General features: G+C 62.0%; 15 protein-coding genes. 10 read left to right on the forward strand and 5 right to left on the reverse strand.

Annotated features, from left to right (window positions below; translation table 11 throughout):
* Position 1: 1 nt before the first annotated feature.
* Entirely contained in the window at positions 2–2,470 is a 2,469-nt protein-coding gene (gene clpA, locus X773_RS45130) for an ATP-dependent Clp protease ATP-binding subunit ClpA (protein WP_023674922.1), read from the forward strand.
* A 96-nt stretch (positions 2,471–2,566) separates the two neighbouring features.
* Here the strand turns inward: clpA and X773_RS45135 are convergent, their stop codons facing one another.
* The 4 genes from X773_RS45135 to X773_RS45150 all read right to left on the reverse strand — a co-directional run bounded on the left by X773_RS45135 (position 2,567) and on the right by X773_RS45150 (position 5,578).
* Positions 2,567–2,998, reverse strand: coding sequence for an HIT family protein (locus X773_RS45135; protein WP_023674923.1), 432 nt, complete (start codon positions 2,996–2,998; stop codon positions 2,567–2,569).
* A gap of 117 nt (positions 2,999–3,115) precedes the next feature.
* Positions 3,116–4,330 (reverse strand): GNAT family N-acetyltransferase, encoded by a 1,215-nt coding sequence (locus X773_RS45140; RefSeq protein ID WP_023674924.1) that lies wholly within the window; start codon positions 4,328–4,330, stop codon positions 3,116–3,118.
* Positions 4,331–4,370: 40 nt separating this feature from the next.
* Positions 4,371–5,099, reverse strand: coding sequence for a glycerophosphodiester phosphodiesterase (locus X773_RS45145; RefSeq protein ID WP_023674925.1), 729 nt, complete (start codon positions 5,097–5,099; stop codon positions 4,371–4,373).
* A gap of 14 nt (positions 5,100–5,113) precedes the next feature.
* On the reverse strand, positions 5,114–5,578 hold the full coding sequence (locus X773_RS45150; protein ID WP_023674926.1) for a RidA family protein: 465 nt from the start codon (positions 5,576–5,578) through the stop codon (positions 5,114–5,116).
* A 138-nt stretch (positions 5,579–5,716) separates the two neighbouring features.
* Between X773_RS45150 and X773_RS45155 the strand changes: the two genes are divergently transcribed.
* From X773_RS45155 to tsf, 5 genes are all read left to right on the forward strand, one after another.
* Complete coding sequence (locus X773_RS45155; protein WP_023674927.1) at positions 5,717–6,544, forward strand: cell envelope integrity EipB family protein; 828 nt, start codon at positions 5,717–5,719, stop codon at positions 6,542–6,544.
* 135 nt (positions 6,545–6,679) lie between these two features.
* Positions 6,680–7,978, forward strand: coding sequence for a hypothetical protein (locus X773_RS45160; protein ID WP_023674928.1), 1,299 nt, complete (start codon positions 6,680–6,682; stop codon positions 7,976–7,978).
* A 43-nt stretch (positions 7,979–8,021) separates the two neighbouring features.
* Entirely contained in the window at positions 8,022–8,300 is a 279-nt protein-coding gene (locus tag X773_RS45165; RefSeq protein ID WP_023674929.1) for a DUF4031 domain-containing protein, read from the forward strand.
* A 204-nt stretch (positions 8,301–8,504) separates the two neighbouring features.
* On the forward strand, positions 8,505–9,302 hold the full coding sequence (gene rpsB, locus X773_RS0137280; protein WP_031211288.1) for a 30S ribosomal protein S2: 798 nt from the start codon (positions 8,505–8,507) through the stop codon (positions 9,300–9,302).
* A gap of 119 nt (positions 9,303–9,421) precedes the next feature.
* Positions 9,422–10,345 carry a translation elongation factor Ts gene (gene tsf / locus X773_RS45170; RefSeq protein ID WP_023674930.1) on the forward strand — a complete coding sequence of 308 codons (924 nt, stop codon included), beginning with the start codon at positions 9,422–9,424 and terminating at the stop codon, positions 10,343–10,345.
* On the opposite strand, the gene X773_RS45175 is transcribed toward tsf, so the two are convergent.
* Positions 10,346–11,284, reverse strand: a complete 939-nt coding sequence (locus X773_RS45175) for a LysR family transcriptional regulator (RefSeq protein WP_023674931.1) — start codon at positions 11,282–11,284, stop codon at positions 10,346–10,348.
* Between the two features lie 114 nt (positions 11,285–11,398).
* Between X773_RS45175 and X773_RS45180 the strand changes: the two genes are divergently transcribed.
* From X773_RS45180 to frr, 4 genes are all read left to right on the forward strand, one after another.
* Positions 11,399–11,827 (forward strand): nuclear transport factor 2 family protein, encoded by a 429-nt coding sequence (locus X773_RS45180; RefSeq protein WP_023674932.1) that lies wholly within the window; start codon positions 11,399–11,401, stop codon positions 11,825–11,827.
* 54 nt (positions 11,828–11,881) lie between these two features.
* The gene (locus X773_RS45185) at positions 11,882–12,988 is read left to right on the forward strand and encodes an aldo/keto reductase (RefSeq protein WP_023674933.1); all 1,107 of its coding nucleotides are present in this window, start codon (positions 11,882–11,884) and stop codon (positions 12,986–12,988) included.
* Positions 12,989–13,120: 132 nt separating this feature from the next.
* Complete coding sequence (gene pyrH, locus X773_RS45190; protein WP_023674934.1) at positions 13,121–13,843, forward strand: UMP kinase; 723 nt, start codon at positions 13,121–13,123, stop codon at positions 13,841–13,843.
* A gap of 91 nt (positions 13,844–13,934) precedes the next feature.
* Entirely contained in the window at positions 13,935–14,489 is a 555-nt protein-coding gene (gene frr / locus X773_RS45195; protein WP_084640965.1) for a ribosome recycling factor, read from the forward strand.
* Positions 14,490–14,520: the final 31 nt, after the last annotated feature.

Consider the following 14,520-nt stretch of genomic DNA (forward strand, 5'->3'; position numbering starts at 1 on the left):
CATGCCGGCTTTCTCCCAAGGCCTGGAAAAGGCGCTTCACCAAGCGCTGACGCTCGCCAATGAGCGGCACCATGAATATGCAACCCTTGAACATTTGCTGCTCGCCCTGATCGACGACACCGAGGCGGCGGCCGTCATGCGTGCCTGCAACGTCGATCTCGACGAGTTGAAGCATACGGTCCTCACCTATATCGACACCGAGCTCGACAACCTCGTCACCGGCTACGATGAAGATTCCAAGCCGACTGCCGGTTTCCAGCGCGTCATCCAGCGCGCGGTGATCCATGTGCAGTCGTCAGGCCGCGAGGAGGTGTCCGGCGCCAACGTGCTCGTCGCCATCTTCGCTGAGCGCGAGAGCCACGCCGCTTACTTCCTGCAGGAACAGCAGATGACCCGCTACGACGCGGTCAACTACATCTCGCATGGCATCGCCAAGCGCCCCGGCGCTTCCGAGACGCGGACGCCGCGCGGCGCCGACGACGAGCAAGGCAGCCAGAGCGGGGCCGAGCCGCAAGAGGAAGGCGGCAAGAAGAAGCAGCAGCAGGACGCGCTGACTGCCTATTGCGTCAACCTGAACAACAAGGCCAAGGCCGGCAAGATCGATCCATTGATCGGTCGCGAGAGCGAGATCAACCGGACCATCCAGGTGCTGTGCCGCCGCTCCAAGAACAACCCGCTCTATGTCGGTGATCCCGGCGTCGGCAAGACGGCGATCGCCGAGGGCCTCGCCAAGCGCATCGTCGAGGGCGACGTTCCCGAAGTGCTGCACAATGCCACCATCTTCGCGCTCGACATGGGCACGCTGCTGGCCGGCACCCGTTATCGCGGCGATTTCGAGGAGCGACTGAAGCAGGTCGTCAAGGAGCTCGAGGACTATCCCGGCGCCGTGCTGTTCATTGATGAGATCCACACCGTGATCGGGGCAGGGGCCACCTCTGGCGGCGCCATGGATGCGTCGAACCTGTTGAAGCCGGCGCTGTCGTCCGGCGCGATCCGCTGCATCGGCTCGACCACCTACAAGGAGTTCCGGCAGTTCTTCGAGAAGGACCGCGCGCTGGTGCGGCGCTTCCAGAAGATCGACGTCAACGAGCCGACCGTCGAGGACGCCATCGAGATCATGAAGGGCCTCAAGCCCTATTTCGAGGAGTTCCACAAGGTCCGCTACACGAGCGAGGCGATCAAGGCTTCGGTCGAACTCTCGGCGCGTTACATCAACGACCGCAAGCTGCCGGACAAGGCGATCGACGTGATCGACGAGACCGGCGCCTCGCAGATGCTGGTGCCGGAAGCCAAGCGCAAGAAGACCATCGGCATCAAGGAGATCGAAGCGACGATCGCCACGATGGCGCGTATCCCGCCGAAGACGGTTTCCGCCGACGACGAGAAGGTGCTGCAAGGTCTCGACATCGAGTTGAAGCGCGTCGTCTACGGCCAGGACACCGCGATCACCGCGCTGACTTCGGCCATCAAGCTGGCGCGGGCCGGCCTGCGGGAACCGGAAAAGCCGATCGGCTCGTACCTGTTCTCGGGTCCGACCGGTGTCGGCAAAACGGAAGTGGCCAAGCAGCTCGCCGCCTCGCTCGGCGTGGAGCTGATCCGCTTCGACATGTCGGAATATATGGAACGCCACACCGTTTCACGGCTGATCGGCGCGCCTCCCGGCTATGTCGGCTTCGACCAGGGCGGCCTTCTGACCGACGGCGTCGACCAGCATCCGCATTGCGTGCTGTTGCTGGACGAAGTGGAGAAGGCGCATCCGGACCTGTTCAACATCCTGTTGCAGGTCATGGACCACGGCAAGCTGACCGACCATAACGGCAAGCAGATCGACTTCCGCAATGTCATCCTGATCATGACCACCAATGCGGGCGCGTCCGACGCGCAGCGCGCGGCCATCGGTTTCGGTTCGACCAAGCGCGAAGGCGACGATGTCGAGGCGATCAACCGGCTGTTCACGCCGGAGTTCCGCAACCGTCTCGATGCGATCATTCCGTTCGGCTCGCTGCCAGTGCCGGTCATCCATCAGGTGGTGCAGAAGTTCGTCATGCAGCTGGAAGCACAGCTTTCCGAGCGTGGCGTGACCTTCGACCTGTCGCAGGATGCAATCGCATGGCTGGCCGACAAGGGCTATGACGAGCGCATGGGCGCCCGGCCGCTTGGCCGTGTCATCCAGGAGCACATCAAGAAGCCGCTGGCCGACGAGGTGCTGTTCGGCAAGCTCAAGAAGGGCGGCACGGTGCGTGTCACCGTCGAGAAGAAGGAAACCGGCGAGACCGGCCTGAAGCTCGAATCGCTCGCCGACGAGGCGCCGGTGAAGCCGAAGAAGGAAGAGCCGGACGACGTGCCGAAGGCCAAGAAGGCGGTGGCGAAGAAGCCCGCCGCGAAAAAGGCGGTGGCGCAGAAGCCGGAGCCGAAAGGCAAGGATGGTGGCAAGCGCAGCCTTGTGCCGCAACTGCCGCGTAAGAACTGACGAATCCGCAAGTCAAAAAAAAGCCCCGGAAACGGGGCTTTTTTTGTGACACCTTCCGGTTAACCGCCCGGCGCCCGCCAGAGCGGTTGCACCGGTTCAGCTTGCCAGCGCCATCCGTATCTTGCCGGCGTTTTCGGCCAGGACTTCAGGCTTTTCCATCTGTCCGCTGTGCGGCTTCAAGGGAATGCCATCGAAGCGCGGAATGACATGGACATGGAGGTGGAAAACGGTCTGCCCCGAAGCTGGTTCGTTGAACTGCATAACCGTGACGCCATCGGCATCGAAGGCCTTCTTTACGGCCCGCGCAACTTTCTGGACGTGAACGAAGAGCGGGCCAAGCACCGCCGGATCCGCGTCGAGCAGGTTGCGCGACGGCGCTTTCGGCACCACTAGCGTGTGACCCTGCCCTTGCGGCATCACATCCATGAAGACGATGACCGCGTCATCTTCGTAGACGCGGTGCGAAGGGATTTCTCCGCGCAGGATTTTGGCGAAGATGTTGCTGCTGTCGTAGGTTGCTTCGGCCATGGCGCGCTCCGGTTCTTGGCTCGCTGTCTCGTGTAGCGAAGCTGTTCCGGGCGGGCAAGACGATCGATCGACATCGGCCATGCGGGCCCGCGCGGCTGAGCGATTGGGCTCGCTACCCTACTCCGCCATGTCCTTGCGGAACGGGGTGTGCTCTTCCAGATATTCGCTCATCCGCTCGACTTCGCGCCGCTCGCGCTGGAGGTAGTCGGCCACTGCATTGCGCAGACCTGGATGGGCGATGTAGTGCGCCGAATGCATCGTCACGGGCCGGTAGCCGCGCGCCAGCTTGTGCTCGCCCTGCGCACCGGCTTCAACCACCTTCAGCTTGCGCGAGATGGCGAAATCGATCGCCTGATGGTAGCAGACCTCGAAATGCAGGAACGGGTGGTCCTCGATGCAGCCCCAATTGCGGCCGTAGAGCGCGTCTGAACCGATGAAATTGATGGCACCTGCAATGTAGCGCCCGTTGCGTTTGGCCATTACCAGCAGGATGTCGTCGGCCATGCGCTCGCCGATCAGCGAGAAGAAATCGCGGTTGAGGTAGGGCCGGCCCCATTTCCTGCTGCCGGTATCCATGTAGAACGCGAAAAAGTCGTCCCAGGCCTTTTCGGTCAGATCCTTGCCGGTCAGCCAGTCGATCGAGATGCCGTCGGCGAGGGCCTCGCGCCGCTCTTTCTTCATTGCCTTGCGCTTGCGCGAGGCTAACGTTGCGAGAAAATCGTCGTAGCTCGAAAAGCCTTCGTTGAAGAAGTGAAACTGCTGGTCGGTGCGATGCAGGAAGCCGGCCGCCGCCAATATCTGGACGTCGTCCTCCGGCGCGAAAGTAACATGCGCGGAAGACACGCCGAGCTTATCCGTCACCGCCTTCAGGCCGGCCGCAAGACCGGCCTTGACGGCGGGGGTGTCCTCGCCCCTGCCGACCAGCAGGCGAGGGCCGGTGACGGGCGTGAACGGCACCGCGCATTGCAGCTTCGGATAGTAGCGCCCGCCGGCGCGTTCGAACGCGTCCGACCAGCCATGGTCGAAGACATATTCGCCCTGGCTGTGCGACTTCAGATAGCAGGGGACCGCTCCGAGCAACTTGCCTCGCGCGGTTTCCAGCCTGAGGTGATGGCCTTGCCAGCCGGTGCGCCGAACAGCGCAGCCGGAATCTTCCAGCGCGCTCAAAAAAGCGAATGAGACAAGCGGGTTGTAGCCGTATTCTGCATCGCCGCGTGTAGTGCCGCCGAGGCTGTCCCATTCAGCGCTGGTAAAGGCGCCGATGCCCGCGGCGATGCGGATCGACAGCTCCGCATTCGCCGTTTGTCTTTCGCAGTCGTCCCCTTGATCCATGAGGCTTACTTAAGCTCGCTGCGGACCCATACAAGCCCGCTCAGGCAAGCCGTACCAGATCGGGCTCGAATCCTTCGAACGTCATCTGGTCGGCATATTTGAAGGTCAGGTCGACGGCAGGCTGGTCGTGCACGGTCCAGGTGATCACCGGCATACCGAGTCTCTCTCGCACGAAGGAGACGAACCGGTTCGGCAGGTCGCCGGCAGCGTAGGAGGTGAAGGCGATGTCATGCGCCAGCATGGCGAAATGCGCCTCGATCAGGTGGTTGTCGTTGCCGTAGGCGGTCAACCCGCCGGGTATGCCGGGTGCATATTTCGGGAACTCGCGGATCAGCCAATGGTCGAACGACATGATCGCGGTCTTGCCCTTGTAATGCTTGAGCATCTTGCCGACGCTTTCGACCAGGCCTTCGTCGTGCCCGGCAGCACCTTTCAGCTCGACAACCATCGGCACACGGCCGTCGACCAGATCAAGCGCCTGCTGCAGCGTCGGCAAATGGTCGGCGGTGCCGCCGACCTTCAGCGCCGTGATCTCTGCAGCCGTACGCTGCCAGACGAAGCCGTCCTCGCCGGTCAGCCGCCGCAGATCGCCATCGTGGATGATGACGGGGACGCCGTCGGATGACAGGTGCACATCGCATTCGATCGCGTAGCCGCGCTCGGCCGCCGCAGCGAAGGCGGAAAGGGTGTTCTCCCAGCGCGTCTTGTTCATGTCGTGGAGGCCGCGATGGGCGACGGGCCGGGCGGTCAGCCAGGAAAGATCGGTCATGGTTGCAGTCCCGGTCATTCGACTTCGAAGATCGCTTCGATTTCCACTGCGGCATTAAGCGGCAGGGAGGCAGTGCCGACGGCGGAGCGAGCGTGCTTGCCACGATCGCCGAGCACGGCGGCGAGAAAATCCGAGGCGCCGTTGGCAACCAGATGCTGTTCGACAAAATCCGGTGCCGAGGCGACGAAGACGGTGATCTTCACCAAGCGACGGATTTTCTCGAGATCGCCAAGTGCCGCGTGAGCCTGGGCCAATATGTTGATTGCACAGTATTTTGCGGCTTCCTTGCCGGTCGCGGTGTCGACATCGCGGCCAAGCAGTCCGCTCGCCTGGAGCTTGCCCTCCTTGAGCGGCAACTGCCCGGCGGTGAACAGCAGATTGCCGGTCCGGCAATAGGGCACGTAATTGGCGGCGGGCGCGGCGGCGGCCGGCAGCGTCACGCCGAGATCGCTTAGCCGCTTTTCGATTGTTTCGCTCATGCTATTTCCCTATTGCTTGAAGGTGCCGCGCAGGCCGGGCCGAAATTGCTATTTTTGCCTCGCTTCCGCCACGACTTTTTTTAAGCTGGACCATCTTTCCATGCGGCTTGCCATTAGCCGCGATGATCGGAGCACCCCATGCGCGCAACGCGCCTCGCATTCAACGCCGTTCTCTTGACAGCGGCTTCCTGGGCGGCTCCCGCTTTTGCGGTGCCTGCGCTGCAGGCGCATCGTGCTGTTTACGACATTTCACTCGACAAGGCTTCAGACCGTTCCGGTATTACCGGCATCACCGGCCGCATGGTCTACGAGTTCAACGGCTCGCCTTGCGAGGGCTATACAGTAAAGTTCCGTTTGGTGACCCAGATCGTAACCAGCGACAACACCAGGCTGACCGACCAGCAGATGACCACCTTCGAGGATGCCGAGGGCAAGACCTTCTCCTTCGTGAACAAATCCTTTGTCGACCAGAACCTCGACAAGGAGGTCAAGGGTACCGCAACGAAGGAAGCCAACGGTCTCAAGGTCGATATCGACAAGCCCGAGAAGAACAGCCTGGAACTCGCGCCGACCCAGTTCCCGACCCAGCAAATGGTCGAAATGATCGGCAAGGCGGAAAAGGGCGAGCGTTTCTACGAAACCAACCTGTTCGACGGCTCTGAGGATGCCAACAAGGTGGTGACCACCACCGTCGTCGTCGGCAAGCAAGCCGATGCCGACAATGCCGATCCGGAAGCGCCGGCGCTGGCCAAGCTCGCCACCGACAAATACTGGCCGGTCGACATCGCCTATTTCGATGATGCCGACAAAGGCGGCGAGGAGGTGCCGGAATACCGGATCAGCTTCAAGCTGCACAAGAACGGCATCACGCGCGATCTCGTCATGGACTATGGCGAGTTCTCAATGACCGGCAAATTGGTCAATCTGTCGCTGTTCGATCAGCCAAAGACCTGCCCGTCTAAATAAGCTCGAGTGAACGGCAAGCCGCCGGCCGCTATCCGGGATGGTAGCGCTTAATCTTGCGGGGCAAGTCGCATCGACTTGAGCATGCCGCAATTGCCTATCAACGTCTTATGACGGTATGCGCCGCGGGGGAGCAGGTTGAGCAGGATCGACGTTTTTGTGGCGCCGCGGCCCAATGCGACGCTGATCAACGCTATGACATTCGTCAACCGGATTGTCATGCTGCACGGCGTTCCGGGGTTTCGCGACCTGTTGCCATTCAACCGTCTGGCCGGTTTGCGCGGCGTCGCCAATGTCCGCCACATCGATTTTCCGGAGAATGACCGGCAAAGGCTGAAGGCTTGTTGCGGCGCGGGCAAGGCGACGTTCATCACGCCCAACCATCCCGAATTCTTTACCGACTGGATGATCGACAAGGAGGTCGTCTCGCGGGTAAGCCCGCTGGCGGCATCCTGGGCCACGCACGGCGTCGTCAACGGGCTTGGCCGGCTGATGCAGAAATTCTGGTTGGCCAACAATCTGATCGCGCAAATCCCGGGCAACAGCGCGGCCGCCAAGGAACATTCGGTGGCCTGGGCGCTGAAGGGGCACGGCGTGCTCCTGCATCCCGAAGGCGGTGTCGGCTGGCATGCCAACATCATTGCCCCGCTGCTGCCGGGCGCGGTCGAAATGGGGTTCGAGGCGCTGAAGCGCGGCCGCCTGACGGATCCGGACTTCAAGGTTTGGATCGCGCCCGTGATCTGGAAGCTTGCTTTCACGGGGAATGTCGAGGCAGCGCTGGCAAAGGAATGCGCCTATGTCGAGCACAGCCTGAAGATCGAACGCCGTGCCGCCGATTCGCTGCCGGAGCGCATCCATCATATCTATGCGACCTTGCTGTCGCGCGATGAGGCTGCATATGGCCTGCGGTCCGATGTGCGGGCTTCGTACGACGCACGTCAAAAGGACCTGCTGACCGAACTCGGCCGTCGCCTTGCCGAACTTGTCTCGGTCGACGCCGGCACGCTCGACACTGCCGAGCTTTTGCGCCGGTCGCGGCGCTGGCTGCGGGAGAACATGGACGGCACCGAAAACCAGAAGCAGGTCCGAACGCTGGCAGATACAATCCAGCGCCTGCAGCGTGTCGGGCCGTGGGCTTCAGCCAATCCGCGCATCACGCAGGAGGAGATCGCCGAACATTTGAAGCGGATCCGCAACGACTATTGCAAGGGTACGCTGCGCGATACGATCAACCGTTTCGTGCCGCAGCCGGCAGGCCCACGCCGCGCCTATGTCCGGGTACCGGAGCCGCTAGGCTTGCACGCCTATCAAGGCTCCGTCGAGGAGGCACTCGCCGAACTGCACGACCGGATGCAGGAGACCGTCACCAGGACGATGACGCAACTCGAGGCCGGCGGCGGCTTCATTTTCTATGCCAATCCCTTCTATCATCGTTAGCGGCGTGTTGGTCGGCGCAAGATGAAGGAGTGCGGCAAATCTCATGGCGGTCTATGTCGATGCGGCGATCTGGAAATGGATCGGCCACCGCTGGTGTCATCTGCTGGCAGACGATACTGACGAGCTGCATCGCTTCGCCGCGCAGCTCGGCATCAAGCGCTCGTCCTATCAAGGGCCGCCCAAGACATCGGCGCCGCATTATGACATAACCGGGTTCGAGCGTGACCGCGCAGTGCGGTTAGGCGCCATCGAATGCAGCCGCGAGGAGATCGTCGCCGTTTTCCGGCGTGTGCGGTTGCCGAAGGGGAAGATGCGGCGATGATACCGGTGCGCTGATCGCCGCACGCTGAGCCGCAAGACGCCACAGCGCTTGCGTTTGTCGCGCTTCCCCTCTATATGCGCGCTCATTCCACACACGGACTTTGGTGTCTGCCCGGGAGAAATCCGGCTGAAACCTCCGGTGGCGTTCGAGGACAAAGTCCGAAAATGCCTGTGTCCGTGGAGGCTAACCGGAAAGGAAATAAGAATGGCTCTGCCTGATTTCAGCATGCGCCAGCTATTGGAAGCTGGCATTCACTTCGGCCACCAGACCCACCGCTGGAACCCGAAAATGGCGCCCTATATCTACGGCGCCCGCAACAACATACACATCATCGACCTCTCGCAGACGGTGCCTTTGCTGCACCAGGCGCTGAAGCAGGTTTCCGACACTGTTGCCAAGGGCGGCCGCGTGCTGTTCGTCGGCACCAAGCGCCAGGCCTCCGACATCGTCGCCGATGCCGCGCAGCGCTCGGCCCAGTACTATGTCAACTCGCGCTGGCTCGGCGGCATGCTGACCAACTGGAAGACGATCTCGAATTCCATCCAGCGCCTGCGCAAGCTCGACGAAATGCTGGCCGGCGAGGCTCAGGGCCTGACCAAGAAGGAGCGCCTCAACCTCGACCGCGAGCGTGAGAAGCTCGACAAGGCGCTGGGCGGCATCAAGGATATGGGTTCGACGCCCGATTTGATGTTCGTGATCGACACCAACAAGGAAGCGATCGCCATTCTCGAGGCCAAGCGTCTCGGCATCCCGGTCGTTGCCATCATCGATTCCAACTGCGACCCGGACAAGATCGACTTCCCGATCCCCGGCAATGACGACGCGGCCCGCGCCATCCAGCTGTATTGCGATTTGATCGCCAAGGCAGCTATCGACGGCATCGCCCGTCAGCAGGGCGCGCTCGGTGTCGATATCGGCGCATCGGTCGAGGCTCCGGTCGAGCCGGCGCTCGATCAGACCCCGGCCGCCGAGAGCCCGGCAGCCCAGACCCCGGAAGCATAGTAGCGAAGGCCGGCTGCGGCCTTCATCTTTCCAATATGTTGGCGCGGTAAGCGCTACCGGCACCAGGCGCATCATCGAAAATCGATGGTGCGTCAGTGCATTTAGACAAAGAGGCGACAATGAGCATTTCGGCTGCACAGGTCAAAGAACTCCGCGACTTGACCGGCGCGGGCATGATGGACTGCAAGGCGGCGTTGAACGAGACCAACGGCAATATGGAAGAAGCCATCGACTGGCTGCGCAAGAAGGGCATTTCCAAGGCCGACAAGAAGGCTGGCCGTACCGCTGCCGAAGGCCTGATCGGCGTAGATTCCGGCGTCCGCGAGGCAGCGATCGTCGAGGTCAATTCCGAGACGGACTTCGTTGCCCGCAATGCTGCGTTCCAGGAGATCGTCGCCAATGTCGCGAAGGTCGCGCTTGCCTATGGCGGCAAGACCGAGGCCGTTGCCGCCGCTCCCTATCCGGGCTCGGGCAAGTCGGTCGCCGAGACCATCAAGGACGCTGTCGGCACCATCGGCGAGAATCTGGGCTTCCGCCGCTCGGCCAAGCTCACCGTCGAGCACGGCGCTGTCGCAACCTACGTTCACAATGCGGTCGCCGACGGCCTTGGCAAGCTCGGCGTGCTGGTGGCCATCGAGACGACAGGCAACGCGCATGCCGCCAACGCCTTCGCCCGTCAGGTTGCCATGCATGTCGCTGCCACCAATCCGATGGCCCTGACCACCGAAGAGCTCGATCCGGCCGCAGTGGAACGCGAGAAGGCGATCTTCGCCGACCAGGCGCGCCAGTCCGGCAAGCCGGAAGCGATCATCGAGAAGATGGTCGAAGGCCGTTTGCGCAAGTTCTATGAAGAGGTCGTGCTGCTCAAGCAGGCTTTCGTGCTCAATCCCGACGTTACCGTCGAGAAGGCGCTGAAGGATGCCGAAAGCGAAATCGGCGCGCCAGCCAAAATCGCGGCCTATCTGCGCTTCGCGCTCGGTGAGGGCATCGAGAAGGAAGAGACCGATTTCGCGGCGGAAGTCGCGGCAGCGGTCAAGAAGTAACTATTCGTTTGAAAGGCTTTTTCGGCCGGGTATCCGCGAGGATGCCCGGCCGATTTCTTGCGCGGTGTCGATGAAGGCGCGGAGCTTCGGGGCCATCGCGGCGCGGCGCGGGAAATAGAGGAACAGTCCCGGTTCCTCGATCGATGCCTCGCCAAGGACTTCGACCAGCCGGCCTGCCTCGATGTCGGGCTTGACAAGCGGCTCGAACAGATAGGCGAGGCCGATGCCGGCAAGCGCCATTTCCCTTGCCGACAGCGGATCGCTGACGACCACGCTGCCGCGTGTCTCGACGCTGATATCCTTGCCCTGATCGGACAGATCCCAGCGATAGAGCGCACGTGATCGCAACAGCCGATAGCCGATGCAGTTGTGCGCGGCGAGATCGGCCAACGCCCATGGCCGCCCGCGCCGGCCGACATAGGCCGGCGAGGCAACGATGATGCTGCGGAAAGGCCCTGTCAGTCGCACCGTCACCATATCCTCGGCGATCATCTCGCCCAGCCGGATGCCGGCGTCGAAACCCTCGCCGACGATATCGCTCAGACGTTCGTCGGTGACGATCTCCACCGTCACGTCAGGGTAACGTTCCGCCATCGCCGTCAGGATGGGCATCAGCGCCAGAGGCAGCGCCAAACGCGGCGCGTTGATCCTGAGCAGTCCGCTTGCCCGGCCTTTGACAGAGCGGATACGTTCGATCCGGTCGGCAATGTCTTCCAGCGCCGGCTCCGCCGCAGCGACAAGCGCGGTGCCAGCCTCGGTCAGCGAGACGCTGCGCGTGGTGCGGGCAAACAACGGCTGGCCGATTCGCTCCTCTACCAGCCGAACCGCATGGCTGACCGCTGACGGGCTCATGCCGAGCTCGGCGGCTGCCGGCGCGAAGCCGCCACGCCGCGCGACGGCAACGATTACAGGTAGGTGGCTAAGCAGATCGCGGTCCATTCATGCATGATATCGCATAGTCCATTCGGATAATGCAATCTTATCGGCGGAGAAAGGAGGGCGCATCTTTGGCTGCATCACACGGCAATCGCCGAGCAGCCAAGGAGACGTCTAATGACCGACCTCGATTCCGAACGAACCCGTAATCTCGAGACCGTGCGTAAATTCTTTGATCTGATGCACCGCAAGGACATTGAGGCATGGGGCGACCTTTGGGCTGAAGATGGCCGTATACTTGTCTTCTACCCGCCGGCAGGATTTGGAAACAGCATCGATGGTAAAGCCGCGATCCTGGCGGCCTTCCGAGGCCTCTTCGGTAATTTCGAATCCTTCGATTCGCAGCTGACAGCCATCTATCCGGCAGCGGATTCGGACGCGATCGTCGTTGAGTACAAGAACCGCGCGGTGCTGATCGGCGGCACTGAATACACCAACAGCAATATCGCGATTTTCCACTTCAAGAGCGGTCTGATCAGCACCTACCACGATTATTTCGATCCGCGCCGCTTCCAGGTGGTGGTCGATGCGCTGGCCAAGGCCTGACTGCGTATCCCAGGCAAGACCTCAATCCCGCTTTTCAAACTTCAGGAGAAATCCATGACCATGTCCTACTACACGCTCGGCAACAGCGGGCTGCGTGTCACCCGCCTGGCGCTCGGCACCATGACGTTCGGCACGGAATGGGGCTGGGGCGCGGAGAAGGAAACCGCGCGCGCCTTGGTTGATGCCTATGTCGAAGCCGGTGGCAATTTCTTCGATACCGCCGATCTCTATACCGGTGGCACGGCCGAAACCTGGCTCGGCGAATTCATCGCCGAGCGTGGGCTGCGCGACAAGGCGGTGATCAGTACCAAATTCACCTACAACGCCGAACCGGGCAACCCGAACGCCGGGGGCAACGGCCGCAAGAACATCCTGCGGGCGATAGACGGTTCGCTGAAGCGGCTCGGCACCGACTACATCGACCTCTACATCCTCCATACCTGGGACAGGCTGACGCCGCCGGAGGAGGTGATGCGGACGCTGGACGATCTGGTGCGCGCCGGAAAGATCCGGCATGTCGGTATGTCCGACGTGCCGGCCTGGTACGCAAGCCGGGCGCAGGCCGTCGCCGAGCATCGCGGCTATGAACCGGTTTCGGCGCTTCAGCTCGAATATTCGCTGGCCGAGCGCAACATCGAGCACGAGTTCGTGCCGTTCGGCACGCGCTATGGCGCCGGAATCATGGTCTGGAGTCCATTGGCCAGCGGCCTGCTCAGCGGAAAATACCGTTTCGATACAATCGTCGAGGATGGTGGCCGGCTGGAGACAATGCGTGGTTCGACCAATCCCGGTTTCCAGAAATTCACCGATCGCAACTGGCAAATCGTCGCCGAACTGGAGAGGGTTGCCGGCCAGCTCGGCCGCAGCATGGCCCAGATCGCCTTGAACTGGACGGCAAACAGGCCAGGCATTGCATCCGTCATCGTCGGCGCCACCAGGCTTGACCAGCTCAAGGACAATCTCGGCGCGCTTGATTTCGACATTCCCGAAGATCTTCGGGCACGGCTCGATGCGGTGAGCCGGCCGGTCACGCCCTTTCCGTATTCGTTCTTCGGCCCTGAAATACAAGGCGGCCTGACCGGTGGGCAGGCGGTTGGCGGTAAGCCGGCAAGCTATCTGCCGGATCTGCTCATGCGAGGCACTTTTGCCGGCGTGAGCTGACGGCTATCCCGGTCCACGATCTCAACTTTCCGGCTCGGGCGCCGCGTGACATCGCGGCGCCCTTCGTGTATCGGAACGCCCAGTGTTTCGGGGCGCACCGAAACGCGTCACACGCACGATGACGAGGACCAGATGACGGTGAAGCCCCTCTACCGACGTGTCTTGCTGAAAGCGTCGGGCGAAGCGTTGATGGGCGAGCAGCATTTCGGCATCGACGTATCGGTGGTCGACCGCATCGCCGCCGACATCGCCGAGGCCCGCGCATTGGGCATCGAAGTCGGTGTCGTCATAGGCGGCGGCAACATCTTCCGTGGCGTCGCGGTTGCGTCAAAAGGCGGAGACCGCGTCACCGGCGACCATATGGGCATGCTTGCCACGGTTATCAATTCGCTGGCGCTGCGCACCTCGCTCAACAAGATCGGCGTCGACGCCGTGGTGCTGTCGGCGATCGCCATGCCCGAGCTTTGCGAAAGTTTTTCGCAGCGTCAGGCGACCGCCTACATGAACCAGGGCAAGGTCGTCATCTTCGCCGGCGGCACCGGCAATCCGTTCTTCACCACCGATTCGGCTGCGGCCCTTCGCGCCGCCGAGATCGGCGCCGATGCTCTGTTCAAGGGCACCCAGGTCGATGGTGTCTATTCGGCTGATCCCAAGAAGGACCCGCATGCGACACGTTTCGAGCGGATCAGCCATGACGAAGTCATCAAACGCGGGCTTTCGATCATGGATACGGCGGCGATTGCACTTGCGCGCGAAAACAACATTCCGATAATCGTCTATTCGATCCACGAGAAGGGTGGCTTCGGCGATATCCTGAGGGGCGGCGGCCGTTGCACGGTTGTCGCAGACGATTGACCGGACCATGAACCCGAAAGGGACCGGTTGCGGATGAGGCTCGAACAGGGCCTAAGCAGTGAACCCGGGTTAACGGGTCGAGGAGACGATGATGAGTGGCGAGTACGACGATCTCAAACGGCGCATGGACGGGGCGATCGCCGCGTTCAAGCATGATCTGGCTTCGCTGCGCACCGGCCGCGCGTCGAGCAACCTGCTCGATGCCGTCCAGGTGCAGGCCTATGGCACCACCATGCCGATCAACCAGGTGGCAACAGTGTCGGTGCCGGAACCGCGCATGATTTCGGTTTCGGTCTGGGACAAGTCGATGGTCAGCGCAGTCGACCGCGCCATCCGTGAAGCCAATCTCGGCTTCAATCCTATCGTCGACGGTACCAATCTCAGGATTCCGCTGCCCGAGCTCAACGAACAGCGCCGCAAGGAGCTGGTCAAGATCTCGCACGGTTATGCCGAGAATGCCCGCGTCGCCGCACGCCACGTTCGCCGGGACGGCATGGACTTTCTGAAAAAGGCGGAAAAGGACGGCGACATCAGTGAGGACGACCATCGCAAACGGGCCGACCAGGTTCAGAAACTGACCGACGAGACAATCAGCACCATCGACCACCTGCTTTCCGACAAGGAAGCGGAAATCATGCAGGTCTAGGGTCTGGCCACGCCTGGCCCGGAAGCGAGAA

The sequence above is a fragment of the Mesorhizobium sp. LSJC280B00 genome (assembly GCF_000502835.1).
Classification (GTDB): Bacteria; Pseudomonadota; Alphaproteobacteria; order Rhizobiales; family Rhizobiaceae; genus Mesorhizobium.

What these genes read in the sequence shown, in the direction of transcription:
- X773_RS45155 (WP_023674927.1), top strand. Translation starts at nt 5,717, where the DNA reads ATGCGCGCAACGCGCCTCGCATTCAACGCCGTTCTCTTGACAGCGGCT.
- pyrH (WP_023674934.1), top strand. Translation starts at nt 13,121, where the DNA reads ATGACGGTGAAGCCCCTCTACCGACGTGTCTTGCTGAAAGCGTCGGGC.
- X773_RS45180 (WP_023674932.1), top strand. Translation starts at nt 11,399, where the DNA reads ATGACCGACCTCGATTCCGAACGAACCCGTAATCTCGAGACCGTGCGT.
- X773_RS45175 (WP_023674931.1), bottom strand. Translation starts at nt 11,284, where the DNA reads ATGGACCGCGATCTGCTTAGCCACCTACCTGTAATCGTTGCCGTCGCG.
- tsf (WP_023674930.1), top strand. Translation starts at nt 9,422, where the DNA reads ATGAGCATTTCGGCTGCACAGGTCAAAGAACTCCGCGACTTGACCGGC.
- X773_RS45140 (WP_023674924.1), bottom strand. Translation starts at nt 4,330, where the DNA reads ATGGATCAAGGGGACGACTGCGAAAGACAAACGGCGAATGCGGAGCTG.
- frr (WP_084640965.1), top strand. Translation starts at nt 13,935, where the DNA reads ATGAGTGGCGAGTACGACGATCTCAAACGGCGCATGGACGGGGCGATC.
- X773_RS45145 (WP_023674925.1), bottom strand. Translation starts at nt 5,099, where the DNA reads ATGACCGATCTTTCCTGGCTGACCGCCCGGCCCGTCGCCCATCGCGGC.
- X773_RS45135 (WP_023674923.1), bottom strand. Translation starts at nt 2,998, where the DNA reads ATGGCCGAAGCAACCTACGACAGCAGCAACATCTTCGCCAAAATCCTG.
- clpA (WP_023674922.1), top strand. Translation starts at nt 2, where the DNA reads ATGCCGGCTTTCTCCCAAGGCCTGGAAAAGGCGCTTCACCAAGCGCTG.
- X773_RS45150 (WP_023674926.1), bottom strand. Translation starts at nt 5,578, where the DNA reads ATGAGCGAAACAATCGAAAAGCGGCTAAGCGATCTCGGCGTGACGCTG.
- rpsB (WP_031211288.1), top strand. Translation starts at nt 8,505, where the DNA reads ATGGCTCTGCCTGATTTCAGCATGCGCCAGCTATTGGAAGCTGGCATT.
- X773_RS45165 (WP_023674929.1), top strand. Translation starts at nt 8,022, where the DNA reads ATGGCGGTCTATGTCGATGCGGCGATCTGGAAATGGATCGGCCACCGC.
- X773_RS45185 (WP_023674933.1), top strand. Translation starts at nt 11,882, where the DNA reads ATGACCATGTCCTACTACACGCTCGGCAACAGCGGGCTGCGTGTCACC.